Origin of the sequence: Pelagibius sp. (assembly GCF_028281305.1) — a bacterium.
Lineage (GTDB): Bacteria > Pseudomonadota > Alphaproteobacteria > Kiloniellales > Kiloniellaceae > Pelagibius.
In genome coordinates this window covers 47,704-68,956 of record NZ_JANQKD010000044.1, presented here as the reverse complement: position 1 = coordinate 68,956, position 21,253 = coordinate 47,704, and the positions used below count along the sequence as shown (strand labels likewise).

The following is a 21,253-nucleotide window of genomic DNA, read 5'->3' as shown; positions in this document are numbered from 1 at the left end:
CTGGGTCGTTCCATAGGCCGCTAACGGGCCAGAGACTGCAAAATTGGTATTACCAATTTCTTTGACTATGGCGTGGGGCCGATGGCGGGTCAATGGCGGAGGCCGCCAAAACGGCAAAAAAGCACCCGGAATCCGCCCGAGCGGGCTGGTTTTCAGACCGCTGCGTTGCCCCGCGCCGCTGCCAAAAGCAAGGCCGCGCCCCCGATCGGGGGCGCGGCCTTGCGGTCACAACTGTATTCCGCGCCGTCAGCCCGGATGTCCGGGCGCGGCCGCGGAGGTCCTCAGCCCTGGCGGGCCTTGAACCGCGGGTTCTTTTTGTTGATCACGTAAACGCGGCCACGGCGCCGGACGACGCGGCAGCCCTTTTCCCGCAGTTTCGCGGTCTTCAAAGAGTTAACGACCTTCATCTTTCTACCCTCTCTGCCGCCGGGTTCAGTCCCGAGGCGAAAATCGCGGCGAACATAGGCAGCGGAACAAGGGCTGTCAAGCGCGGCCGGCCTGGACTTCGGGGGATTCTCGACGCCCTCTGCGATAGCCCAGGCTACCAGTCGGAGAGCATCTTCTCTCCCTCCTTCTTCAGGGCATGAAAACGGCAGAGGCGCAGAGCGCCGCTCTCGATCGCCTTGGTCCGGCGGGTCCAGAGATCCACCGCCTCATTGATGGCATCGGAGGTCGACTTGTCGAGCTCGCGCCCCCTGAGGCTTGCCAGGAACTCCGCCCAGGCCGAAGTGATGATCTTATAGACCTCATCCGTGATGTCTTCCTTGATGCGGATATCGAGCCGTGCCTCGGTCAGAGTCTGCTCATACTGGCGCTGGGTCCAGGGATGGGGCGTCACCGGCTCTCCGCTGACCCAGGCCTGGATATCCTTCTTGGCAGCGTCCTCAGCGAAGACATAGTCGGTAAAGAGCAGCTGCCCACGCGGCTTGATCATGTTGATGATCTCCGCCAGCAGCCGCTTCTTGTCCTCGACGACGTACAGGGCCTCCTTGGAGAAGACGCAGTCGATCGAGGCTTCGCGGAACTCGTAGTGGTCGACATCGAAGTAGTGGACCGGCGCCTTCTTCGCCATACCGGCCATGGTCGAGAGTTCCATGCCGGCATCGGCCACCTCGCGGTCGGCCTCCAGGCCGGTCATCCAGATGTCGAAGTGCTCAGAGATCACCCGGGTCGCACCGCCGAGCCCGGCACCTACCTCGATCACCGTAAAAGCCGGATCCAGAGCCAGCGGCTTCACCAGCTTCAGGATGTAGGCCGCATCGCCGGGCCCGGTCATGCCCTTGCCCCAGATCTCCTGCATGATCTCCAGGCGTTTGGACATCCACTCCGGCGAATCGTAGCGCACGGCATCCTGGGAAAGGTCGCCCATGTCGAAGGGAATCGCCTGCTTCTCGCGGATCGAGAGATCGTAGCCTTCCCACCAAGCCTTCAGCCGCATCCAGAACGGAATGCGGACCTTATTGCGCGTCTGCGGGGCCGCTTTGGCGGTGCCGGCCATGGGATTCCTCTGCTCCTGTGGCGGCTGTCCGAGTGCTTCTAAGCGGCGACTTAGGCGGGACAACAGCCATGCTTAACAAGCAATAACGACAATTCCTTTATCCACCCTTAAGCGCATGGCAAAGCTGGACTATTGGTCTTAACAGGCGAATTGCTGCACATACTCAACCAGCGCGCGCATTGATCCGCGGACGGGGATGCGGCCCTTCGGCAGGGAGCGCGGAAGCTGGCAGGAGAGAAGCCTAAACCGTTGAGCGCGGCGTCAGCGCGTCCGGAGAGATGCGAAGCTCCAGCACCGCCGGGCGCCGAGACATGCGCGCCGCTTCGCGCGCCCGCGCCAGGGCGTCGGGGAAGTCCTCATCCCGACTCACCACCTCGCCGTGGCCACCATAGGCCGCGGCAAGGGCGGCAAAGTCCGGGTTGACGATATCGGTTGCGGACGGGCGGCCGGGGTAGCTGCGCTCCTGGTGCATCCGAATTGTCCCGTAGAGGCCGTTGTTGGAGACCAGCACCACCACGCCGGCGCCGTATTGGGCGGCGGTTCCCAGCTCCTGCATGGTCATCTGGAAACAGCCGTCACCGGCCAGGCAGATCACGTCCCGATCCGGATACTCCAGCTTGGCCGCCACCGCTGCCGGCAGGCCGTAGCCCATCGATCCGGAGGTCGGCGCGAGCTGGCTGCGCCAGGTCTTGTAGCGATGGTAGCGATGCAGCCAGGCCGAGTAGTTCCCGGCCCCGTTGGTGAGAATCGCATCGTCGGGGAGGACGCGGCCCAGATGGGCGATCACCTGTTCCATCTTCAAAGCCCCCGGCGTCTGCCGGGGCTGTTGCCAGTCCTCATAGTCAGCCCGGGCAGCCGAAAGCCAGTCGCCCGGCTCTTTGCGGGACGCCGCCGCGGCCTCGGCGAGCTGCTGAACGAAAACACCGGCAGCGGCCGCCACGGCCCGCTCCGGCCGGTAGACGCGGCCGAGTTCGCTCGGGTCGGGATGCACGTGGATCAGCCGCTGGCGCGGACTGGGGATGTCCACCAGGGTGTATCCGCTGGTCGTCATCTCGCCGAGCCGGGCGCCGAGAACCAACAGCAGATCCGCCGCCCTGACACGGTCCGCCAGTTTCGGGTTGATGCCGATGCCCACATCGCCGACGTAGCAGGGGTGCCGGTTGTCGAGGTAGTCCTGGCAGCGGAAGGCGGCGCCGACAGGAAGGGCCGCCGTCTCGGCAAAGCGCCCGAGGGCCTCGGACGCCGCAGCCGACCAACCGGGGCCACCCACCACCGCCAGCGGTCGCTGCGCCCCTTGCAGGGCGTCGAGAACCGCCTCGACGTCGGCCTGGGATGCACCACCGCCGGGCAGGCTGGCCGGAAGCGCGTCCGCGGCAACGGCCTCGGCCGACAGCATGTCCTCCGGCAGCGCCAGGACGACAGGCCCCGGCCGCCCGGAAGCGGCAACATGGAAAGCCTGGCTCACGTATTCGGGAATCCGCTCAGTCACCTCGATCTCGGCCACCCACTTGGCCAGGGGGGCGAACATGCGGCGGTAATCGACCTCCTGAAAGGCCTCCCGGTCGCGCTGATCGCGGGCCACCTGGCCCACGAAGAGCACCATCGGCGTGGAGTCCTGATAGGCGATATGGATGCCCGCGGACGCGTTGGTCGCCCCGGGCCCGCGGGTCACGAAGGCAACGCCCGGCTTGCCTGTGAGCTTGCCATGGGCTTCCGCCATCATGGCGGCCCCACCTTCCTGCCGGCAGACCACAGTATGGATCTGGCTCTGATGCAGCCCGTCCAGCGCCGCCAGGAAGCTCTCGCCGGGGATGCAGAAGACGCGCTCCACGCCCTGGATGCGAAGCTGGTCTACGAGGATCTGGCCACCATGGCGCGCCGACATGTCTGGTCTCCGAAGGATCACGGGCCGGGCGAAGAGCGCCCCGGTCCTTTGCCCTTGCCACAAGCGCCCGGAGACGGCAAGGCTGGCGAGCCGCAAGCGACCCCCTCGGCAGCCGCAGCGCCGGTCATTCAATGACGCCGCGATCCGGAAGCCCGCTGACGGCGAACCGAAAGGGGTGGCGAAGGCAACGACGGCCCGGTCAGGCCGGCTGAGAGGAGATCGGAACCTGCCATGGTGGCGGCCGCACGACTGCGAACCGAAAGACTGATTCTGGACCCGGCGAAGGCGGAAGATCTGGATGAGATCTTCGAGATCGCCCGCGACAGGAAAAGCATCGAGGACTTTCAGTCCGCAGCCGAGCGCATCGAAGACGTCAGGGCCTGGTTCGACCCGAGTCTGGAAGATCCTCTGAACCTGGTCTGGATCATCCGGAAAGACGGACGGGCCATTGGACTGTTCGACCTCTACTTCGAGGCGGAGTATTCGCAGACGCAGGGCCACGTCTGCCGGATCGGGTACTTCGTCTCTCACCGGGAGCATCGCAAAGGCTACGCGACCGAGGCCCTGGCAGCGGTCGCGGAGTGGGTCTTCGGCGAAACCCAGACGACCAGAATCGAGGCCGGGGTCACCCTGCGCAACGCGGCGTCTTTTCGTGTGCTGGAGAAAGTCGGTTTTGTCCGGGAGAAAGTGGCCCGAGGCAACTGGGCATGGCGCGGTAAAGTCTACGACAGCGCCTACTATTGCCTGACAAAGGGGTGCTCCGGGGCGCCAGACCGCAATCCCGATTCAGAGCAGCGGCACCCCCGGGACCACAGGCCCGGATGACGGGCCTTCCGCCAGATCATTGATCAGGTCACTGACCGTATCATTGAAAAGAATGGTGGGCGTACCTGGGATTGAACCAGGGACCTCCTCGATGTCAACGAGGCGCTCTCCCGCTGAGCTATACGCCCTCTATGCCGCTAGGGCAGCCTGGCTGCGGAACATCGTTCCGCGAAGGCCCGGCACAATGAACACTGCCCTTGGCCGACCGTACCCTTGGGAGGAGGCGGAGTAGCATCATCCCCGGGCTTTTTCAAGAGCCCCAGCATCAGGAGCCCCAAGCCCGGTTTTCAGGCCGTGAGCATCGATTCCACCTCCTCCACCAGATGGCGGAGATGGAAGGGCTTGGAGAGAATGCGCGCCCCGCGCGGGGTCTGGTCCCTGTTCTTCAGGGCCACGGCGGCAAAACCGGTGATGAACATGACCCGCAGACCCGGCTGCAGCTTGGCGGCCCGGCGCGCCAGTTCGATGCCGTCGAGACCCGGCATCACCACGTCGGCCAGCAACAGGTCGACCTGAAACCCGTCCAGAGCGGCGATGGCATCCAGGCCGTCACCGACCGCCACGACATGATGGCCCGCCTTGCGCAGGGCTTTCGCCAGGAACTCCCGCATCGAGGCATCGTCTTCAGCAAGGAGGATTTGCGCCATTATCCCGTTTGGCCGTCACGTCGAAGCAATGGTTAACCCCGGCCGCTGCCCGAATGGGGAGGGCCAAACTCTTCACAGGCTACCATGCCGGCGCCAAAAGAGAGCTTAATGCGCCCCGGGCGGGGTGGAAAGCCACCATTGGCGAACCAATCTCCCAGAGGGTGCGCATCGGGCATGACAGCGCGGGCGCTTTGGCCTAGAACACTAGGAAGAAACAGGCTCTTTGGAGATATGGACGCCCTAGCCCCAAGCGCCCAAACCGGCAGGCCACACGAGATCGTCTGGCCGTCCCGGCAGACCCTGCCGTTGGTCTTCGCCTCGCCGCACAGCGGCAGCGATTATCCTCCGGAGTTTCTGGCGTCCTCCTGCCTCGATCCGATCAGTCTGCGCCAGTCGGAAGACAGCTTCGTCAATGAGATCTTCAGCTGCGCGCCGGAGATGGGTGCGCCGCTGATCCATGCACTCTTTCCCCGCGCTTTCGTCGACCCCAACCGCGAGCCCTATGAGCTCGATCCCGCGATCTTCAAGGAAAAGCTTCCCCCTTACGCAAACACGCGCTCGCCCCGCGTCGCCGCAGGGCTCGGAACCATTGCCCGAGTGGTCGCCAGCGGCGCCAATATCTATCGGGACAAGCTGAGCCTGGCCGAGGGGCTGGATCGCATCCGCAGCTGTTATTGGCCGTACCACGAGGCGCTCAGGATGCTGGTTCAGCAGACCAAGGAGCAGTTCGGCTGGTGTATCCTGGTCGACTGTCACTCCATGCCCTCGGCGAGCAAGCTGGGACATGGCCGCGGCGCCACGAACCGCACCGCCTTTGTTCTGGGCGACTGTCACGGCAGCAGCTGCGCGGCGGCAGTCACCGACACGGTGGAGAGGATCCTGCACCGCAAAGGCTATCAGGTCGCGCGCAACAGTCCCTACGCCGGCGGATTCGTCACCCGCCATTACGGCAAACCGGAAACCGGCGTCCACAGTCTGCAGATCGAAATCAACCGCCAGATCTACATGGACGAAACGCGGATGGAACGGCGCCCGGCGCTGCGCGCGCTGGCACAGGACATGCGCGATGTCGTCGCCGCCCTGGGTGACCTGCAGCAGGGACGGCTGCGACCCAACGGCCGGTGAGCCAAGCCATCAGACCGGACCGGACGGCGGAACTGCGCGACGCCCGGCCGGACGACTGTCCGGCCCTGCAGGCGATCTATGCAGACCACGTGCTCCACGGCGTCGCCTCCTTCGAGGAGACGCCGCCCGACCTCGCGGAGATGCAGCGGCGGGTTGCCGCGGTCCAGGAAGCCTCCCTGCCCTATCTCGTCGCCCAGGCGCCGGGGCCGGGCGGCGACATCCTGGGGTTCGCCGCAGTGGGCCCCTATCGCACACGCCCGGCCTACCGGCATACGCTGGAGACAACCGTCTACCTGCGCAGAGGACTGGAAGGCCAGGGGATCGGCAGCCTGCTGCTGTCGGCGCTGATCCAACGCTGTGAGGCGATGGGGTACCGGCAACTCGTCGCGGTGATCGGCGACAGCGGCAACCTGGCATCCATCGGTCTCCACAAACGCCATGGCTTTCGCGAAGCGGGTGTTCTTCGCGCCATAGGCTTCAAGCATGGCCGCTGGCTCGACTCGGTGCTGATGCAACGCCCTCTCGGCACGGGCGCCGATTCGCCGCCGGACGACTGAGGCGGACCGCGCGGCTCCCTGGCGGACCTCTGCGCAAGACCGGACCAAGACCCGGAATCCCCCCTCGAACGGCGCCGCCGGCAAGAAAAAAGGGCCGCGCAACCGCGCGGCCCAAGTTTAGGGAGGAAATGCCCTATGGAACTGCGATACCGACCGCCGTAGGCAATCGCATATCGCAGTGCACAATATGCGCCGCTGCCCGGTGGATTTCAACAGAGAATTCACCAATTCATTGATTTGCATACAAATTTCACACGATCATCATTTCTCCCCCACCTCTGTTTGGCTAATCATATTGCGTTGCACCATCTAAGTGCAGCGGTTAGGCCCCTTTGCAGCCGTTGGCACGCCGGTTGCTTCGTTCCTGGCATGAGAAAAGCGCTCCCCCAGGCCGGAAAGGCCCGAACGGCGATCGTAGCGGCCCTGCTGGCCCTGCTGTGGCTTACGCTGGCGCCGGCCGAGGCCGCCGGTGACCCCGGCCGGAGCCCTGAAGATCCCTGGACTCTTTGCCGTCTGGGCATCGAGGCCGCCGAGCGGCAACACCAGTTGCCACCGCTGCTGCTGCGGGCCATTGCCCAGACCGAATCGGGGCGCTGGCACGAAGGAAAGGCGGAAAGACTTGCCTGGCCCTGGACCGTCATGGCCGAGGGCAAGGGGCGCTTTCTGCCCAGCAAGCAGGCGGCGATTGATACGGTGAGGGCCCTGCGCGCGCGGGGCGTGCGGAACATCGATGTCGGCTGCATGCAGGTGAACCTCTACCACCACGCCGAGGCCTTCGAGGACCTCGAGGCCGCTTTCGATCCCCTGCGCAACGCCGCCTATGCCGCCGGCTTCCTGGCGGAGCTGCGCAGCGAAGCGCGCTCCTGGACGCGCGCCGTCGGCCACTATCATTCCCGCACCATTCTCCGGGCCAATGCCTACCGGGCGAAGGTCTTCAAGGCCTGGCGGGCGGAGCGCCACCGCGCCAACCGCGAACGCCGCGCCCGCCTGCAGGCAGAGCGCGAAGCGGCGCGCAAAAAGTCCTGACCGGCTCTTGCCTTCGGCCCTGCCCCACCGCTAACTAGCGACGGTGACACCAGGGGTCCGGGAACAAGAAGGGTTCGGGGGGAGACGTGATCGATCTGGCGAAGGTAAGGCGCGATACCAGCGCCTGCGAAAGAGTTCTGCATTTCAACAATGCCGGGGCGGCGCTGATGCCGGACGCCGTGGTCGCCCGCCAGGTCGCACACATCCGGCGCGAAGGCGAAATCGGCGGCTACGAAGCAGCGGCGGAAGCCGCCGAGGAAATCGACGGCGTCTACCGCAGCGTCGCGGCGCTGCTGAACGCCGCGCCGGGCGAGATCGCGCTGATGGAGAACGCGACCCTGGCCTGGAACGCCGCATTCTTCTCCTTCGACTTCCAGCCCGGCGACCGCCTGCTGACGGGCGAGGCGGAGTACGCCAGCAACTACCTGAACTATCTGAAGCTCGCCCGGAGCACGGGGCTGGTGATCGAAGCAATTCCCTCCACCCCCGAGGGCGAGCTCTCGATTCCCGATCTGGAAGCGGCCTGCGCCAAGCCGGGGGTGAAGCTGATCACGGTGACCCATGTGCCGACCAACGGCGGGCTGGTGAACCCGGCCGAGGCGATCGGCCGTGTCGCCAAGGCCCATGGCATCCCCTTTCTTTTGGACGCCTGCCAGTCGGCCGGGCAGATCGACCTGGATGTCGAGAAGCTGGGCTGCGACCTGCTCTCCGCCACCGGGCGCAAGTATCTGCGCGGACCCCGCGGCAGCGGTTTCCTCTATGTCCGCCGCGGCTTCCTCGACCGGGTCGAGCCGCCGGCGCTCGACCTGCGCGCCGCCAAGTGGGTGGCCGCGGACCGCTACGAGCTGCGGCCCGATGCCAAGCGGTTCGAGAACTGGGAGTACAACTACGCCGCGGTGCTGGGGCTCGGCACCGCTGTCGACTATGCCCGCGCCATCGGCCTGCCGGCCATCGAGGCGCGGGTGGCGGACCTGGCCGCGGGCCTGCGCGCGCGGCTGGCCGAAGTCCCCGGCGTCACCGTGCAGGACATCGGCCGCCGGCGCTGCGGCCTCTGCGTGTTCGAGGTCGCCGGCCAGGCGGCGGAGGAGGTGAAGACAAACCTGCGCCGCCAGGACATCAACACTTCGGTCACCGATCCAAACTCGACGCTGCTGGACGCGACCAAGCGGGCCCTGCCCGATCTCGTGCGCGCCTCCGTGCACTACTACAACAGCGACGAAGAACTCGACCGCTTCGCGGCGGCGGTGAAGGCCATCGCCGCAAGCTGAGACAGTGCCATCCGGTGACGGCAAACAATCCGCACATCGTGGCGGCGGGTTGACCCCGTGCTTCGAGACGCCCTTGCGGGGCTCCCCATGCTTCGAGACGGCCGCTGCGCAGCCTCCTCAGCATGAGGCCAGTCCTTCCAACGTCGCACCTCACCCTGAGGAGGCCTGAAAGGTCGTCTCGAAGGGTGACTCCGGGCTGCTCTGCGCCTCGTGTAATCCGTTACCGCTTCGGTGCGTCGAAGAAGTCGACCGGCGCCATCAGCTTGTTGGACTGGGAGATGAGCGCCCCCAGTTCGGCGGAGCGGCGCAGGTAGTCCTGCCAGTCAGGATCGGCCTGCATGGCGGCGCGCTTGGTCTCGCGGTCGCCGGCGTTCTCATAGACCCAGATGTGGACGTATTCGTTGGGATCGCCGGTCTCGGTACGCAGATAGGCCAGGGGCTGGCCCAGGTGGCGGGTCTGCGCCGGCTTGCCGTAGGTCTCGTAGAGATCGAAGTGGGCCTTCATGGTGTTGGGTTTCACGCGGTAGGTGCGTACGTCCAAAAGCATATCCGTCCTCTTGATTGCTGTGGTTTGTGAAAAGGTGGCCGCCAGAGAGCCACCGTTAAAGCGTCAGTTCCAGTCCAGGTTCACCGACATGCAGTTCGCGCAGAGCAGCGCGCCACGCGGCATGGGGTGACCGCAGTAGTGGCAGCCCTCGTCCTTCTTGCGCAGGTGCAGCACAACGGCCTTGGCCGCTCGGTCTCCGCAGGGCACGGCTTTCTTCAGGTAGTCCATGGCCGCGACTGAGTCGGTTTCCCTGAGCCTGGCAGCCTTCCGGCGCTGCCGGTCCGACAACGACTGGCACAGCAGCACCGGCGTCAGGCATTGCGGGCAGATCACGTGCGGCCGGCCTTCGACATCGACGCTTTCGTAGGACGCACTATGGTCACGGTAGAGCTCGATGTTACGGGGGATCATTCTTCTGGGCATCGGTCAACGCCACTTCACGGCGCCGCGCATGGCGAGGAAGCCGTCGGGGTCGGTCACCCAGAGGTCGGCGCGCGTATCCTCCGGGGCGCCGCAGACCATGAAGGGCCTGGTATCGAAAATGGGGCGCAGGGCGCGGAAGCGGAAGGCGGTGGCCACGGCCTCCGGCCGCTCGCGCCGCAGCAGGCCGATCATCAGCGTGGCCAGCAGGGGGCCATGGACGATGAGGCCGGGATAGCCCTCCTCCCCGGTCGTGTAGGGTTGGTCGTAATGGATGCGGTGACCGTTGAAAGTGAGCGCCGAATAGCGGAACAGCAGCACCGGGTCCGGCGTCACCGGATGCACCCAGGCGGCCGGCGCCGGCGCCGGCTCGCCCGACGGCAGGACCGCCCCTTTCGCCGCCGCCGCGCGGTAGACGATGTCGTGTTCCTCGACGACGCAGTCGCCGGAAGCATCGGCCATAACATGCTCGACGGTGACGAAGGCCAGCGCACCGCTGCGTCCGGTCTTGTGCTCGACCGACGTGATGGTGGAGCGGCGGGTGACCGCGCTGCCGATGACGGGAAGCCTCGCGAAGGATACGCGGCTGCCGGCCCACATGCGCCGCGGCAGGTCGATGGGCGGCAGAAAGCCGCCCCGTGCCGCGTGGCCGTCAGGCCCGAGATCCGCCGTCGGCGCCGTGGTCCAGAAGTAGGCCCAATGCCAGAGCGGCGGCAGGGCATCGCCGGAGGCCAGCGCATCCTGCGGGTCGTCAAGGGTCGCCTGCAGCGCCCGCGCCCGGTTGAGGTCGAGGCTGTCCGCGGCCTCTTCGCGGCGCCCCACCCAGCCGCTCCAGTCCTGTGACGCGTCGCTCATGCCGCGAACTCCGCCCGCAGGGCCGTGCCGTGCTGGCCGAGAGCCGGGACCGGACCGAGTTGGACGTCCTGCCCGCGCGCCCAGGCCGGCGGCGCCACCAGCTCGATGCGGCCGCCCGGCGTTTCAACGGAAACGCGCCGGAGCTGCGGGTGGACGCTGAGATCGGCCGGACTGTTCACGGCACCGAAGGCGATCTGCGCCGCCTCCAGCCGGGCAACGACGTCGGCACGGTCGAGGGCGCCGAAACAGGCTTCGATCTCCCGGTCGAGGGCCGGGCGGTTGTCGACGCGCGCGGTGTTGTCGTTGAAGCGCGGATCCGCCGCGAGCCCGGGCTGCCCAAGCACTTGGGCAGCAAAGCGGTGCCATTCCCGCTCGTTCTGAACGCAGATCACGATCTCGGCCCCTTCGGCGCAGGCGTAAACGCCATAGGGGGCGATGCTCGGATGATTGAGGCCGACGCGCGGGGGCGCGCCGGGGCCATAGTCCTGGTGCAGCAGCGGCACGGTCATCCAGTCGGCCATGCCGCTGAACAGCGACGTGGCCAGGGCTGCGCCCTCACCCGTCCGCCCGCGGCGCAGCAGCGCCTCCAGGACAGCCTGGTAGGCATACATGCCGCAGGCGATGTCGCAGACCGAAACGCCCACCCGCCCGGGCCCTTCCGGCCGCCCGGTTATGGCGGCCAGACCGCTCTCCGCCTGCACCAGCAGGTCGTAAGCCTTCATCTGGGCATAGGGACCGGTCTCGCCGTAGCCGGAGATGTCGCAGGTGATGAGGCGCGGATCGGCGGCGCGCAGGCCCTCAGACCCCAGGCCGAGACGCCCGGCCGCCCCGGGCGCCAGGTTCTGGATGAAGATGTCGGCCTGCGCGATCATACGCTTCACCAGGGCCAGATCGCCGGGCGTCTTGAGATCGACGGCGATGGATTCCTTGCCGCGGTTCAGCCAGACGAAGTAAGCGCTTTCCCCCTTGGCCGCGCGGTCGTAGGCGCGGGCGAAGTCGCCCTCCGGCCGTTCCAGCTTGATGACGCGGGCGCCGGCATCGGCCAGGCGGCAACTGCAATAGGGCGCCGCGACCGCCTGTTCAAGGCTGACCACGAGGACACCTTCAAGGGGCCGGGTCACGGAACAGCCGGAGGGGTGTATGTGGACTGGACGGAAGACCGCGCCGAAACCTGTGTCCACCATCGCTCCAGATTCGGGTGGGCCTGCAGTTGCTGCTGTCCCTCCTCGGCAAAGAGGAAATACTGAAACATCGGCACGGCCTGCGCGTCGGCGCGGCTGAAGGCTGCCCCCGCGAGATAGGTCTGATCGCCGAGCAGTTCCGCCAGCGCCGCCAGGCAGCGCGCCGTCTTGGGCAGCGCTTCGGCGATGGCCTCCGCGTCGTAGTCCAGTTTGCGGGCGCGCTCCAGCGTCTGAACGAAGACCGCGCGCACCATGGGGCGGTAAGCCTGGCCGTCGAGCACGGAGATCACCTGCTCCATGCGCGCAAGCTCCGTCGCGCGGCTCGGCTCCAGGGGCGGTCCCTCGAAGGCCTCCTCGACGTAGCGGGTGATGGCGCGGGCCTCGTAAAGTCGGAAGCCGTCATGCTCGAAGGCCGGCACCAGGCCGAAGGGCTGACGCTCCAGCCAGTCCGCCGGCCAGTCGCTACGGTCGAAGACGTCGAACTCGGTATGGTCGTAGTCGACGCCCTTCTCGATCAGCGCAAGGCGGGCGATGCGGACGTACACGCTGTAGCTCGGGCCCATAAGGACGGGTTTCATGCGATGGCCTCTACAATGCTGGAACGACTAACTGTGGACCTAATAGCTGCGGGGAAGGCCGAGGACGTGTTCGGCCAGGTAGGCGAGGATGAGGTTGGTGGATACCGGCGCCACCTGATAGAGCCGGGTTTCGCGGTACTTGCGCTCGACATCGTACTCCTCGGCAAAACCGAAGCCGCCGTGGGTCTGCAGGCAGGCCTCCGCCGCCGCCCAGGAAGCTTCGGAGGCGAGCAGCTTGGCCATGTTGGCTTCCTTGCCGCAGCGCTCCCCCGCATCGAAGAGGGCGGCAGCGCGGGCCACCATCAGCGACGCCGCCTCGCTCTGGGCGTAGGCGCGGGCGATGGGGAACTGGATGCCCTGGTTCTGCCCGATGGGCCGGCCGAAGACCTCGCGCTCCCCGGCGTAGCTTGTGGCTTTGTCGATGAACCAGCGGGCATCGCCGATGCACTCCGCGGCGATGAGAATGCGTTCGGCGTTCATGCCGTCGAGGATGTAGCGGAAGCCCTGGCCCTCGGTACCGATCAGGTTCTCCGCCGGTACCTCCAGGTTGTCGAAGAAAACCTCCGTCGTGGCGTGGTTCATCATCGCGCGGATCGGCTTGACGGTGACGCCCCGGCCGAGCGCCGCGCGCAGATCGACGAGGAAGACCGAGAGGCCCTCGCCCTTCTTCGCTACCTGGTCTTTCGGCGTGGTGCGTGCCAGCAGCAGCATGAGGTCGCTGTGTTCGGCGCGGCTGGTCCAGACCTTCTGGCCGTTGACGAAGTAGCGCCCGCCCTCGCGCCCGCCCTCGCGTCTGGCCGTGGTGGCGAGGCTCAGGGTGTCGCTGCCGCTGGTCGGCTCGGTCACGCCGAAGGCCTGAAGCCTGAGAGAACCCTCGGCGATGCCCGGCAGCCAGAGCTGTTTCTGCGCGTCGCTGCCGTGCTTCAGGAGCGTGCCCATGGTGTACATCTGGGCGTGGCAGGCCGCGCCGTTGCAGCCGGCCTTGTGGATCTCTTCCAGGATCGCGGCACCGGCAGCGAGCGGCAAGCCGCTGCCGCCATAGGCCTCCGGGATCAGCGCGGCGAGATAGCCCGCCTCCGTCAGCGCCCGGACGAAGTCTTCCGGATAGGCGCGCCGGGCGTCCAGGTCCCGCCAGTAGGACCCGGGGAAGCCGGCGCAGAGCGACCGCAGGCCGGCGCGGATGTCTGGAAAGCTCTCGTCTTCTGTCATGGCGCGTTCGGACATTGGGGCGCCAGCCTAGCGCATCGCGCCGAGGCCGCAAGACCGCGTGCGCAACCGTGTCATGCCGGCTGCGAAGGATCGTTACCCGCGAATGTGATAGCCGCCGTCGATGTAATGCACGCAGCCGGTGATGTTGGCAGCCTCGGAGCTGGCCAAGAAGGCGGCATAGGCACCCACGTCCTCGATGCTCACAAGTTCGCGGGTCGGCGCCTGCTTGGCGGCGCGTTCAAGGAGCTCGTCGAAGCGGTCGAGCCCGGAGGCAGCGCGGGTCTTCAAGGGCCCCGGCGAGAGCGCATGGACCGAGATCTTCTTGGGTCCCAGTTCCGCCGCCATGTAGCGCGTGACAGCCTCCAGGGCCGCCTTCACCGGACCCATGACGTTGTAGTAGTCGACCACTTTTTCGGAGCCATAGAACGACACGGTCATGCAGGTGCCTCCCGACGGCATCAGCCGCTCGGCATGATGGACCATGCGCATGAAGGAATGGACCGAAACGTCCATCGCCGTGACGAAGCCGTCGCGCGAGCAGTCGACAACCCGACTGTGCAGATCCTCGCGCGGGCAATAGGCGATGGAGTGCAGGCAGATATCGATGCTGCCCCAGGCGTCGCTGATCGCATCGAACAGGGCAGAGACCTGCCCGTCCTCACGGACATCGAGCGGCAGGAAGATTTCCGCCCCCAGCGCCTCGGCAAGGGGCTCGACATGCGGCTTAGCCTTTTCGTTCAGATAGGTGATCGCGAGGCTGGCCCCCTGATCACGGAAAGCCTTGGCACAGCCATGAGCAATCGACGATTCGTTGGCAATGCCAACCACCAGCGCTTTCTTGCCTTTCAGCGAGAACATGGTCCCTCTTTCGCGTTCCTGTTGGACTCTCAAGCTATCGGTCGGAAATGACAGCCAAGTTGCCGTCCGATGACGGATCGGACCGGGCATCACCGCGGGGTCATCCAGCCGCCACCGGCAGGCAGACTGCTGTCAGGGGGCTGGCACCAGCGTTATGGGCAGGTGCTGGCGAATCCCGGTACCCGCAGCTTAAGATGACGGACCTCTTCGCGACTTGAAAGCCGATGACCCAGGGTCCACTGGAAAAACACACTGCTGTCCTGCGCGACCGTCTCTCTCTGGCCGGGGCCCGGGTCGCCGACATCGGCTGCGGGGACGGCGGTCTGGTCCGGGCGCTGACCCGCAGTGGCGCAGCGGTTGTCGGGATCGATCCGCAGCCCCATCAGCTGGCCCGCGCCCAGGCGGCCCCGGCGGCGGGGTCAGAGCGCTACTGCGCCGCCGAAGGTCAGGCCCTGCCCTTCGACGATGCCAGTCTGGACGTGGTGATCTACTTCAATGCCCTGCACCATGTCCCTGTAGCGGATCAGGAGGCCGCCCTCGCGGAGGCCGCGCGGGTGCTGCACCAGGGCGGGCAGCTCTACATACAGGAACCTCTGGCCGAGGGTGTCTTCTTCGAGATGGTGCGCCCCATCGAGGATGAGACCGAGGTGCGCACCCGGGCTTACGAGGCGCTGCAGCGGGCCGCGGACGGCAGAACCCTGGCCGCGGAGGAGGAGTACGTCTACCGGGCGCCCCACCGCCAGGCGAGCTTTGAGGCTTTCCGCGACGGCATGATCGCCGTCGACCCGGCGCGCCGCCCGCTGGTCGAGGCCCGGGAGGAGTCGCTGCGGCAGAGCTTTATGGCGGCGGGCGAACAGCGCGACGGCGCGTTCTGGTTCGAGATACCCAGCCGACTCAATCTCCTCAGGCGGGTCTGACCGATGCCCATTCGCTACATATCCAAGCACGACTCCCCGGACGATCCCGGCGGCATGATCCGCGAGGTTCTGGAAATGGGGGAGAGCTTTCCCGGCCCGGCGGAAGACCTGATGCTGGCCTGGGTGCTGCGTCTGGGCGAAGGCCGCGACCCCGCCGGCGCCGCCCGTCGCCTGATCGAGGACTACCGGCTCGAGGAAGAGCCCCTGCCCGGCGGCGCTTGCGGGCGCCTGATCGAGATGCTGAAGGAAACGGCGCTCTATCCCGGCGACCGCATGGCCCGCCATCTCTGCAAACCGGCCCGGCGCGGCGGCTGGCGGCGCAACAGAGGCAAATGACACCGGGCATTGTATGGCTCCGCGACTGATCGATACCCGTTCCGCCCGTCGGCTCTTCCTGCAGCGTCAGGGGCTCTGCGAGTCGCCCTACCGCAAGATCGGCCATGAGGATCTCTTGGCGCTGATCGACCGCCTGGGCTTCGTCCAGGTCGATTCCATCCAGACCGTCGAGCGCGCCCATCACATGATCCTCTTCGCGCGCAATCAGACCTACCGGCACCGCCAGCTCAGCCGCCTCGTGGAGAAGGACGCCACCCTCTTCGAGAACTGGACCCATGACGCCTCCCTCATCCCAAGCCGCTACTTTCCGTACTGGCGGCGGCGCTTCGCCCAGCGGAGCGAGCAGCTTCGCGCGCGCTGGGGCAAGAACCGCCGCGGCAACTTCGAGGAGGAACTCGAGGCCGTGCTCGGGCACATCGAAGACAACGGCCCGGCCATGGCCCGCGACCTGGGCGGCGAGGAGACCAAAAGACCGAAGGGCAGTAACGGATGGTGGGACTGGCATCCGTCAAAGACCGCCCTGGAGTATCTCTGGCACAGCGGCCGCTTGGCGGTTTCGGCCCGCAGCGGCTTCCAGAAGGTCTACGACCTGACGGAACGGGTAATCCCCGAACCCCACCGCAGCGAGTCGCCCTCCGAAGCGGAGATCATCGACTGGGCCTGCCGCAGCGCGCTGGAGCGCCTGGGCCTCGCCACGTCAGGCGAAATCGCCGCTTTCTGGGATCTTGTAACGCCCGAAGAGGCCAAGGCCTGGTGCCGCGCGCAAAACGGAAAGGACCTGGAGGAGGTTCTGGTTGCCGACACCAAGGGCGGGCGCCCGCGTGCCGCCTACTGCAGTGCCGCCGCGGACCCGCTGCGGGACCTGCCGGAGCCGCCGAAGCGCCTGCGGGTCCTCAGCCCCTTCGACCCGCTGATCCGCGACCGCAAGCGTTGCGAGCGGCTGTTCGGATTTCACTATCGGATCGAGGTCTTTGTGCCGGCAGCCAAGCGGCGCTACGGCTATTACGTCTTTCCGCTGCTGGAGGGCGACCGGCTGATCGGGCGGATCGATATGAAACACGAGCGCGAGAGCGCCACCCTGCGGGTCAAGGGGCTTTGGCTGGAACCGAAGGTCAAGCTGTCGCGCGCACGGCAGGACCGGCTGGAGGCCGAACTGGAACGCCAGCGCCGTTTCACCGGCGCGGAGCAGGTCGCCTTCGATGATGGATACCTGCGGAGCGCCCGCTGAGAGCGGTCACTGCCCGCAGCGCTTCGCCAGTTCCTTGGGCGAAAGGTAGTGATAGGCCAGGAGCTCACCGTCCTTCACGATGGCGAAGACTCCGTAAGGGGTCGGCGAAAGCCGGCGGACCTCGCTGGCGCTGGTCATTTCGATTTGACGAAAGGCCATCCCTTTGTCCGCGGCGTAGTCGGCGACGATCTGCACGGCGTTGTCGAGATAGGGACACTGGTCGCTGCGGAACACGGTGAGGCCCCTGCCGCCGCCCGGCACAGCCTCCAGCTTCTTCCGCCAGCCGCCGCAGAACGCCGGATCGGGCGCTTTGGGATCCAGCTTGCGCACCATGATGTCGAAGCCGGGCTCAGCCGCGGCAACAGACTCAAAGCCATGGTGTGCGAGAATGCCAGCGTCGATCAGCCAGTTGCCGGTGCTGGTAACGGCGGCGACGCCCTTGAAGCCGCCGGCCTTCGCCGCCGCCAGCGCTTCCTCGATCAATACCGTTGAATGTCCCTTGCCCTTGCTGCGCCCGACCACCCAGAGGCAGTGGATCACCAGGTAGTCGCCGGCCTTGCGGATGGCACGCCAGGCGAAGTCGCCGGGAATGAACTCAATGAAGCCCCGCTCCCCGCCGCCGAGCAGGCGCATCTGCAAGCCTTCGTCGAAGCGCGCCTTCAGCCAGGCGAGCTTGCGCTGATAGCCGGCTTCCTTGCGGGCGCTCATCTTGCAGAAGAAACCGGTCTTCTCGACGGTCTCGGGCGTCACGGTAATCAGTTCCGAACTGCTCACTTTGGGCCTCCCGCAAACCCGGCAACAATACTCATACGACCTAGGGCGTCTGGCCTTCGGGTACCACGGCGGAAGGGCCCCGGCCATGACGCATCGCAATGCGGACGAGGCGATAGAGAACGACAGCGTTCAGGATGTGCCAGAAGTAGTGGGTGCCGATGGGCAGCACTTCACAGAGCGGCAGGTCGATGGTGCGAAGCGTCAGCGAGGCGGCGAAGAGTCCGGCAGTGAGGAGAATCGGCATACCCGCCGGATGGCCGCGGACGACGTGCAGGAACCCGCCCACCACGATCATGGCGGTGAGCGCCACGCCATAGGTGGGCAGACTGAAACCGAAGAGGACCGGCATGGCCGAAACCAGCGCCAGCACCCCGAGGAGGCTGAGGCCGCAGACCCATACCGGCAGGGCAATCATGCGCCGCAGGGCCAGATACATGTAGAGCAGGATAAAGAGAGCGATCGGGATGACGTCCGTCAGGGCTGCCCAGAGGACCGCGAAGGTGTGGAAAAGACCGCTTCCGATACCGATGAGAAAAACCAGGATCACCAGTGCGACAATCGCCGGGTCGCGGCGCAGCGCCGGGTCGGCCCGCCTGAGCACCTGAACAAGCAGCAGCCCGGCGATGATGAAGGCGAGGTTGCTGATGGCATTGAGCGGCTCCGCCCAGAACGCCGTCCCCACCCGCTCGCAGTAAATGTCGATATGGCGGTGCATGTCGGATCAGTTCGGGTTTCGGAAGGAGGCCACAACCAAGCCCTTTGCCCTATTGTTGTTGGTTCACCACGTCCTCGACGAACTGAACGATCTCCCGCACGGGAACCGTAAACCAGCCCGCCCTGCCTTCGTCAAAAGCGGCACGCCACTGGCCATAGCCCTCGGAGATGTCGGGCAGGGACGACTCCGTGGCGACAAGCTCGATCACGCTGGCGTCCAGCGTTTCCCGGCCGACCGGCGAATGCTGGATCTCGCTCATGACCATCCCTTTGGTCTGCGTGTTTCTGATCCGCAGGCCTGTCAGGTGAATGTGGAAGATCGTTGCCTCCGCAATCTCGCGGTCGATCCTTACGATATGGAGCGTCGAGCCCTCCTCGCCAGGCCTTGTTGCATAACTCCAAACCTGACCTTCCTCGTATTCGGCCGCCTGAGCGGGGGGCATGGCACTGCAGGCGATGCTCACCAGGAAGACTACGGTCGCAACTGGTCTCAAACTCAGTCCCCTTCGCCAGCCTCGGCGCTCTGGACATGCAGAATCGGATTCAGCGCCGCGATTACAGGGGTCCCGGCCACAGCCAGGTTGCCGACGTACAGGTGGCTGGCGCGATGCTACCCCCACAGAGCAGCCTCAGGCGGATGGATGAGGCTGTCATCGATTTGCAGGGCCGGCACCCTGTCCTTGGCGAGCAGAAGTGGCCCATCCAGATCGACCACCGGCACGCCCTGGGCCAGGATCACCGCCGGGGCCATGGCCAGTGAAGTTGCCAGCATGCAGCCCACCATGATGCCGAAGCCTTCCGCCTGCGCGGCGGCTTTCAGCTTCAGGGCCTCAGTGAGGCCGCCGGTTTTGTCGAGCTTGATGTTGACCATGTCGTAGCGGCCCTTGAGGGCTGCCAGGGTCGCCGTATCGTGACAGGACTCGTCGGCGCAGACCGGCACGGGGCGCTTCATCCCAGCGAGCGCCTGGTCTTCGCCTGCCGGCAGGGGCTGCTCGATCATCTCGACGCCAAGCACCGCAAGCTGCGGCGCCAACTGGGCGTAGTCCGCCGCCGACCAGCCCTCGTTGGCATCGACGACGATGCGCGCTTCGGGCGCCTGTTCGCGCACCGCCGCCACCCGCGCCATGTCTTCCGGCCCGGCCAGCTTCAGTTTCAGGAGCGGGCGCGCAGCGTTGGCGGCGGCGGACCTGGCCATGTTCTCCACGGTGTCGAGGGACAGGGTGTAGGCCGTTGTCACCGGGCCGGGTTCCGCAGCGCCGATAAGCTCCCAATAACGGTGACCGGCCTGCTTGGCCTCCAGGTCCCAGAACGCACAGTCGACCGCATTGCGCGCCGCGCCGGGCGGCAGGACCGCCTGCAGACCGAGGCGGTCCAGCCCCTGGGCGAGGCGCGGGCGCAGCGCCTCGATATCCGCCAGCACGCCCTCCATGGTCTCGCCGTAGCGGGTGTAGGGCACGGCCTCGCCGCGCCCGGTCATGCCGTCGGCGGTGAGTTCCACGACCACGACATCCGCAGAGGTCTTGCTGCCGCGCGAGATCGTGAAGCTGCCCCGGATGGGCCAGGACTCGGAGGAAACCTTGAGGTCAATCATCGCAATGCCCGGACCCGTCCTACTGAAGCCGGTCGACCAATGGCTTTACCCCATCGCGGAAAGGGTCGACCGCCGGCAGTCCGAACTCGGCTTCCAGGCGCTGGAGATAGTCGTCCACCGATGCGCCGGGCATCTGCGAGGTGTTGACGGCAACCCCGATGAACTGCACCTGCGGATTGGTGAGCCGGGCGGCTGAGAGATTGGCATCGATGCAGGCCTGCAGACTGGGCAGAGAAAAGTCCGGAAGGCCGCGCATGTGCTGGCGCGTCGGTTCGTGACAGAGCACCAGGGCATCGGGCTGGCTGCCGTGCAGCAGGCCCATGGACACGCCCGCGAAGGAGGCATGGAACAGCGATCCCTGCCCCTCGATGATGTCCCAATGATCGTCGTCGTTCGCAGGCGAGAGATACTCCACGGCACCGGAGATGAAGTCGGCAACGACGGCGTCGATGGACACGCCTTCGCCGGCGATCAGAATGCCGGTCTGGCCGGTGGCGCGAAAATTCGCGTCCATGCCCCGTGCCTTCATGTCTTTCTCAATGGCAAGGGTGGTGTACATCTTGCCGACCGAGCAATCCGTGCCCACGGCCAGCAGACGCTTGCCGGGACGCTTGCTGCCGCTGGCGACGGCGAACTCTCGATCCGGGTGACGGACATCGAACAGGCGGCGGCCGTGTTGCTCGGCGGCGGCCTTCAGGACCGGAACGTCGACCAGCCGATTGTGCAGCCCGGCAGCAATATCGAAACCGAGCAGCAGCGCCTGCTCCAGCGCCGAGATCCAGGCTTCGGAGAACACGCCGCCGCGGTTGGCTACCCCGATCACCAGGGTCTTCGCGCCGGCTTCCCGCGCCGCCTCCAGGCTGAGGTCGGGCAGCCCGAGGTCGGCCTGGCAACCCTCCAGACGGAGTTGCCCGACACACCAGTCAGGCCGCCAATGGGCGATGCCCTGGGCGGTCTTGGCCGCCAACTGGTCCGGCGCGTCGCCGAGAAACAAGAGATACGGATGCTCAATCGCCATCTGCCCCTAGACCTCTTCCTTAGTGTCCGCCGCCAAGCAGCGCCGCAGCATCTTAGGGACAACCTCCGTGCCCGCCAAGCGGGCCGCTTCTGGAACCGCCCGGCACGGCTCTATCGGCGGGAGTTTTGTTCGTCCGGTCCGTGACCTATTATCGGCCCTGGCCTGGCATCGTTCCTGCCCAAGTCCTCGTCGCTCA

Annotated in this window: 24 protein-coding genes and 1 tRNA gene; 8 read left to right on the top strand and 17 right to left on the bottom strand. The window is 66.3% G+C overall.

Going from position 1 to position 21,253, the window contains the following annotated elements; translation table 11 throughout:
- Positions 1 to 281 precede the first annotated feature (281 nt).
- The 3 genes from ykgO to Q0982_RS10595 all read right to left on the bottom strand — a co-directional run bounded on the left by ykgO (position 282) and on the right by Q0982_RS10595 (position 3,383).
- Positions 282 to 407: a type B 50S ribosomal protein L36 gene (ykgO, locus tag Q0982_RS10605; protein WP_142895287.1), complete on the bottom strand. Its 126-nt coding sequence runs from the start codon at positions 405 to 407 to the stop codon at positions 282 to 284.
- A gap of 134 nt (positions 408 to 541) precedes the next feature.
- Positions 542 to 1,498 carry a methyltransferase domain-containing protein gene (locus Q0982_RS10600; RefSeq protein ID WP_299395156.1) on the bottom strand — a complete coding sequence of 319 codons (957 nt, stop codon included), beginning with the start codon at positions 1,496 to 1,498 and terminating at the stop codon, positions 542 to 544.
- A 241-nt stretch (positions 1,499 to 1,739) separates the two neighbouring features.
- Complete coding sequence (locus tag Q0982_RS10595; protein ID WP_299395154.1) at positions 1,740 to 3,383, bottom strand: thiamine pyrophosphate-binding protein; 1,644 nt, start codon at positions 3,381 to 3,383, stop codon at positions 1,740 to 1,742.
- 231 nt (positions 3,384 to 3,614) lie between these two features.
- Between Q0982_RS10595 and Q0982_RS10590 the strand changes: the two genes are divergently transcribed.
- A complete protein-coding gene (locus Q0982_RS10590; RefSeq protein WP_299395152.1) occupies positions 3,615 to 4,208 on the top strand; it encodes a GNAT family N-acetyltransferase in 594 nt (197 codons plus the stop codon).
- 53 nt (positions 4,209 to 4,261) lie between these two features.
- On the opposite strand, the gene Q0982_RS10585 is transcribed toward Q0982_RS10590, so the two are convergent.
- Positions 4,262 to 4,336, bottom strand: a tRNA-Val gene (locus Q0982_RS10585).
- 159 nt (positions 4,337 to 4,495) lie between these two features.
- Positions 4,496 to 4,855, bottom strand: coding sequence for a response regulator (locus tag Q0982_RS10580; RefSeq protein WP_299395149.1), 360 nt, complete (start codon positions 4,853 to 4,855; stop codon positions 4,496 to 4,498).
- Positions 4,856 to 5,086: 231 nt separating this feature from the next.
- Between Q0982_RS10580 and Q0982_RS10575 the strand changes: the two genes are divergently transcribed.
- The 4 genes from Q0982_RS10575 to Q0982_RS10560 all read left to right on the top strand — a co-directional run bounded on the left by Q0982_RS10575 (position 5,087) and on the right by Q0982_RS10560 (position 8,831).
- Complete coding sequence (locus Q0982_RS10575) at positions 5,087 to 5,980, top strand: N-formylglutamate amidohydrolase (protein WP_299395147.1); 894 nt, start codon at positions 5,087 to 5,089, stop codon at positions 5,978 to 5,980.
- Positions 5,977 to 6,537 carry a GNAT family N-acetyltransferase gene (locus Q0982_RS10570; RefSeq protein WP_299395144.1) on the top strand — a complete coding sequence of 187 codons (561 nt, stop codon included), beginning with the start codon at positions 5,977 to 5,979 and terminating at the stop codon, positions 6,535 to 6,537. Before Q0982_RS10575 ends, Q0982_RS10570 begins: the two co-directional genes overlap by 4 nt.
- 369 nt (positions 6,538 to 6,906) lie before the next feature.
- Complete coding sequence (locus Q0982_RS10565) at positions 6,907 to 7,563, top strand: lytic transglycosylase domain-containing protein (RefSeq protein WP_299395142.1); 657 nt, start codon at positions 6,907 to 6,909, stop codon at positions 7,561 to 7,563.
- 86 nt (positions 7,564 to 7,649) lie between these two features.
- Positions 7,650 to 8,831 (top strand): aminotransferase class V-fold PLP-dependent enzyme, encoded by a 1,182-nt coding sequence (locus Q0982_RS10560; protein WP_299395139.1) that lies wholly within the window; start codon positions 7,650 to 7,652, stop codon positions 8,829 to 8,831.
- 220 nt (positions 8,832 to 9,051) lie between these two features.
- Here Q0982_RS10560 and Q0982_RS10555 read toward each other — a convergent pair whose 3' ends face one another.
- The 7 genes from Q0982_RS10555 to fabI all read right to left on the bottom strand — a co-directional run bounded on the left by Q0982_RS10555 (position 9,052) and on the right by fabI (position 14,479).
- Positions 9,052 to 9,378: an NIPSNAP family protein gene (locus tag Q0982_RS10555; protein ID WP_299395137.1), complete on the bottom strand. Its 327-nt coding sequence runs from the start codon at positions 9,376 to 9,378 to the stop codon at positions 9,052 to 9,054.
- A gap of 63 nt (positions 9,379 to 9,441) precedes the next feature.
- Positions 9,442 to 9,789 carry a hypothetical protein gene (locus tag Q0982_RS10550; protein ID WP_299395135.1) on the bottom strand — a complete coding sequence of 116 codons (348 nt, stop codon included), beginning with the start codon at positions 9,787 to 9,789 and terminating at the stop codon, positions 9,442 to 9,444.
- Between the two features lie 15 nt (positions 9,790 to 9,804).
- Positions 9,805 to 10,653, bottom strand: coding sequence for a MaoC family dehydratase N-terminal domain-containing protein (locus Q0982_RS10545; protein WP_299395133.1), 849 nt, complete (start codon positions 10,651 to 10,653; stop codon positions 9,805 to 9,807).
- Positions 10,650 to 11,774, bottom strand: coding sequence for a CaiB/BaiF CoA-transferase family protein (locus Q0982_RS10540; RefSeq protein ID WP_299395131.1), 1,125 nt, complete (start codon positions 11,772 to 11,774; stop codon positions 10,650 to 10,652). Before Q0982_RS10540 ends, Q0982_RS10545 begins: the two co-directional genes overlap by 4 nt.
- The gene (locus Q0982_RS10535) at positions 11,771 to 12,412 is read right to left on the bottom strand and encodes a glutathione S-transferase family protein (RefSeq protein WP_299395129.1); all 642 of its coding nucleotides are present in this window, start codon (positions 12,410 to 12,412) and stop codon (positions 11,771 to 11,773) included. Before Q0982_RS10535 ends, Q0982_RS10540 begins: the two co-directional genes overlap by 4 nt.
- A 39-nt stretch (positions 12,413 to 12,451) precedes the next feature.
- The gene (locus Q0982_RS10530) at positions 12,452 to 13,636 is read right to left on the bottom strand and encodes an acyl-CoA dehydrogenase family protein (RefSeq protein WP_322096999.1); all 1,185 of its coding nucleotides are present in this window, start codon (positions 13,634 to 13,636) and stop codon (positions 12,452 to 12,454) included.
- A 78-nt stretch (positions 13,637 to 13,714) separates the two neighbouring features.
- The gene (fabI, locus tag Q0982_RS10525; RefSeq protein WP_299395126.1) at positions 13,715 to 14,479 is read right to left on the bottom strand and encodes an enoyl-ACP reductase FabI; all 765 of its coding nucleotides are present in this window, start codon (positions 14,477 to 14,479) and stop codon (positions 13,715 to 13,717) included.
- 224 nt (positions 14,480 to 14,703) lie between these two features.
- Here fabI and Q0982_RS10520 point away from each other — a divergent pair, with 224 nt between their 5' ends.
- From Q0982_RS10520 to Q0982_RS10510, 3 genes are read left to right on the top strand one after another with little or no spacing between them, the layout of a single operon-like run.
- On the top strand, positions 14,704 to 15,396 hold the full coding sequence (locus tag Q0982_RS10520) for a class I SAM-dependent methyltransferase (protein WP_299395124.1): 693 nt from the start codon (positions 14,704 to 14,706) through the stop codon (positions 15,394 to 15,396).
- Between the two features lie 3 nt (positions 15,397 to 15,399).
- On the top strand, positions 15,400 to 15,732 hold the full coding sequence (locus Q0982_RS10515) for a hypothetical protein (protein ID WP_299395121.1): 333 nt from the start codon (positions 15,400 to 15,402) through the stop codon (positions 15,730 to 15,732).
- A 13-nt stretch (positions 15,733 to 15,745) separates the two neighbouring features.
- Positions 15,746 to 16,960 carry a winged helix-turn-helix domain-containing protein gene (locus Q0982_RS10510; protein ID WP_299395119.1) on the top strand — a complete coding sequence of 405 codons (1,215 nt, stop codon included), beginning with the start codon at positions 15,746 to 15,748 and terminating at the stop codon, positions 16,958 to 16,960.
- Positions 16,961 to 16,966: 6 nt separating this feature from the next.
- On the opposite strand, the gene Q0982_RS10505 is transcribed toward Q0982_RS10510, so the two are convergent.
- The 5 genes from Q0982_RS10505 to dgcN form a co-directional block, all read right to left on the bottom strand.
- Positions 16,967 to 17,734, bottom strand: coding sequence for a hypothetical protein (locus tag Q0982_RS10505; protein WP_299395117.1), 768 nt, complete (start codon positions 17,732 to 17,734; stop codon positions 16,967 to 16,969).
- 40 nt (positions 17,735 to 17,774) lie between these two features.
- Positions 17,775 to 18,449 carry a ceramidase domain-containing protein gene (locus Q0982_RS10500; RefSeq protein WP_299395115.1) on the bottom strand — a complete coding sequence of 225 codons (675 nt, stop codon included), beginning with the start codon at positions 18,447 to 18,449 and terminating at the stop codon, positions 17,775 to 17,777.
- Positions 18,450 to 18,498: 49 nt separating this feature from the next.
- Positions 18,499 to 18,942 carry a hypothetical protein gene (locus Q0982_RS10495; protein WP_299395113.1) on the bottom strand — a complete coding sequence of 148 codons (444 nt, stop codon included), beginning with the start codon at positions 18,940 to 18,942 and terminating at the stop codon, positions 18,499 to 18,501.
- Positions 18,943 to 19,058: 116 nt separating this feature from the next.
- Entirely contained in the window at positions 19,059 to 20,039 is a 981-nt protein-coding gene (dgcA, locus tag Q0982_RS10490) for an N-acetyl-D-Glu racemase DgcA (protein ID WP_299395111.1), read from the bottom strand.
- A gap of 19 nt (positions 20,040 to 20,058) precedes the next feature.
- Positions 20,059 to 21,057: an N-acetyltransferase DgcN gene (dgcN, locus tag Q0982_RS10485; protein WP_299395109.1), complete on the bottom strand. Its 999-nt coding sequence runs from the start codon at positions 21,055 to 21,057 to the stop codon at positions 20,059 to 20,061.
- Between the last annotated feature and the right edge of the window lie 196 nt (positions 21,058 to 21,253).

Excerpts from the sequence above, each read along its gene's own strand:
- ykgO (WP_142895287.1), bottom strand. The coding sequence starts at position 407 with ATGAAGGTCGTTAACTCTTTGAAGACCGCGAAACTGCGGGAAAAGGGC.
- Q0982_RS10600 (WP_299395156.1), bottom strand. The coding sequence starts at position 1,498 with ATGGCCGGCACCGCCAAAGCGGCCCCGCAGACGCGCAATAAGGTCCGC.
- Q0982_RS10595 (WP_299395154.1), bottom strand. The coding sequence starts at position 3,383 with ATGTCGGCGCGCCATGGTGGCCAGATCCTCGTAGACCAGCTTCGCATC.
- Q0982_RS10590 (WP_299395152.1), top strand. The coding sequence starts at position 3,615 with ATGGTGGCGGCCGCACGACTGCGAACCGAAAGACTGATTCTGGACCCG.
- Q0982_RS10580 (WP_299395149.1), bottom strand. The coding sequence starts at position 4,855 with ATGGCGCAAATCCTCCTTGCTGAAGACGATGCCTCGATGCGGGAGTTC.
- Q0982_RS10575 (WP_299395147.1), top strand. The coding sequence starts at position 5,087 with ATGGACGCCCTAGCCCCAAGCGCCCAAACCGGCAGGCCACACGAGATC.
- Q0982_RS10565 (WP_299395142.1), top strand. The coding sequence starts at position 6,907 with ATGAGAAAAGCGCTCCCCCAGGCCGGAAAGGCCCGAACGGCGATCGTA.
- Q0982_RS10555 (WP_299395137.1), bottom strand. The coding sequence starts at position 9,378 with ATGCTTTTGGACGTACGCACCTACCGCGTGAAACCCAACACCATGAAG.
- Q0982_RS10550 (WP_299395135.1), bottom strand. The coding sequence starts at position 9,789 with ATGATCCCCCGTAACATCGAGCTCTACCGTGACCATAGTGCGTCCTAC.
- Q0982_RS10545 (WP_299395133.1), bottom strand. The coding sequence starts at position 10,653 with ATGAGCGACGCGTCACAGGACTGGAGCGGCTGGGTGGGGCGCCGCGAA.
- Q0982_RS10535 (WP_299395129.1), bottom strand. The coding sequence starts at position 12,412 with ATGAAACCCGTCCTTATGGGCCCGAGCTACAGCGTGTACGTCCGCATC.
- Q0982_RS10530 (WP_322096999.1), bottom strand. The coding sequence starts at position 13,636 with ATGTCCGAACGCGCCATGACAGAAGACGAGAGCTTTCCAGACATCCGC.
- fabI (WP_299395126.1), bottom strand. The coding sequence starts at position 14,479 with ATGTTCTCGCTGAAAGGCAAGAAAGCGCTGGTGGTTGGCATTGCCAAC.
- Q0982_RS10520 (WP_299395124.1), top strand. The coding sequence starts at position 14,704 with ATGACCCAGGGTCCACTGGAAAAACACACTGCTGTCCTGCGCGACCGT.
- Q0982_RS10515 (WP_299395121.1), top strand. The coding sequence starts at position 15,400 with ATGCCCATTCGCTACATATCCAAGCACGACTCCCCGGACGATCCCGGC.
- Q0982_RS10510 (WP_299395119.1), top strand. The coding sequence starts at position 15,746 with ATGGCTCCGCGACTGATCGATACCCGTTCCGCCCGTCGGCTCTTCCTG.
- Q0982_RS10500 (WP_299395115.1), bottom strand. The coding sequence starts at position 18,449 with ATGCACCGCCATATCGACATTTACTGCGAGCGGGTGGGGACGGCGTTC.
- dgcA (WP_299395111.1), bottom strand. The coding sequence starts at position 20,039 with ATGATTGACCTCAAGGTTTCCTCCGAGTCCTGGCCCATCCGGGGCAGC.
- dgcN (WP_299395109.1), bottom strand. The coding sequence starts at position 21,057 with ATGGCGATTGAGCATCCGTATCTCTTGTTTCTCGGCGACGCGCCGGAC.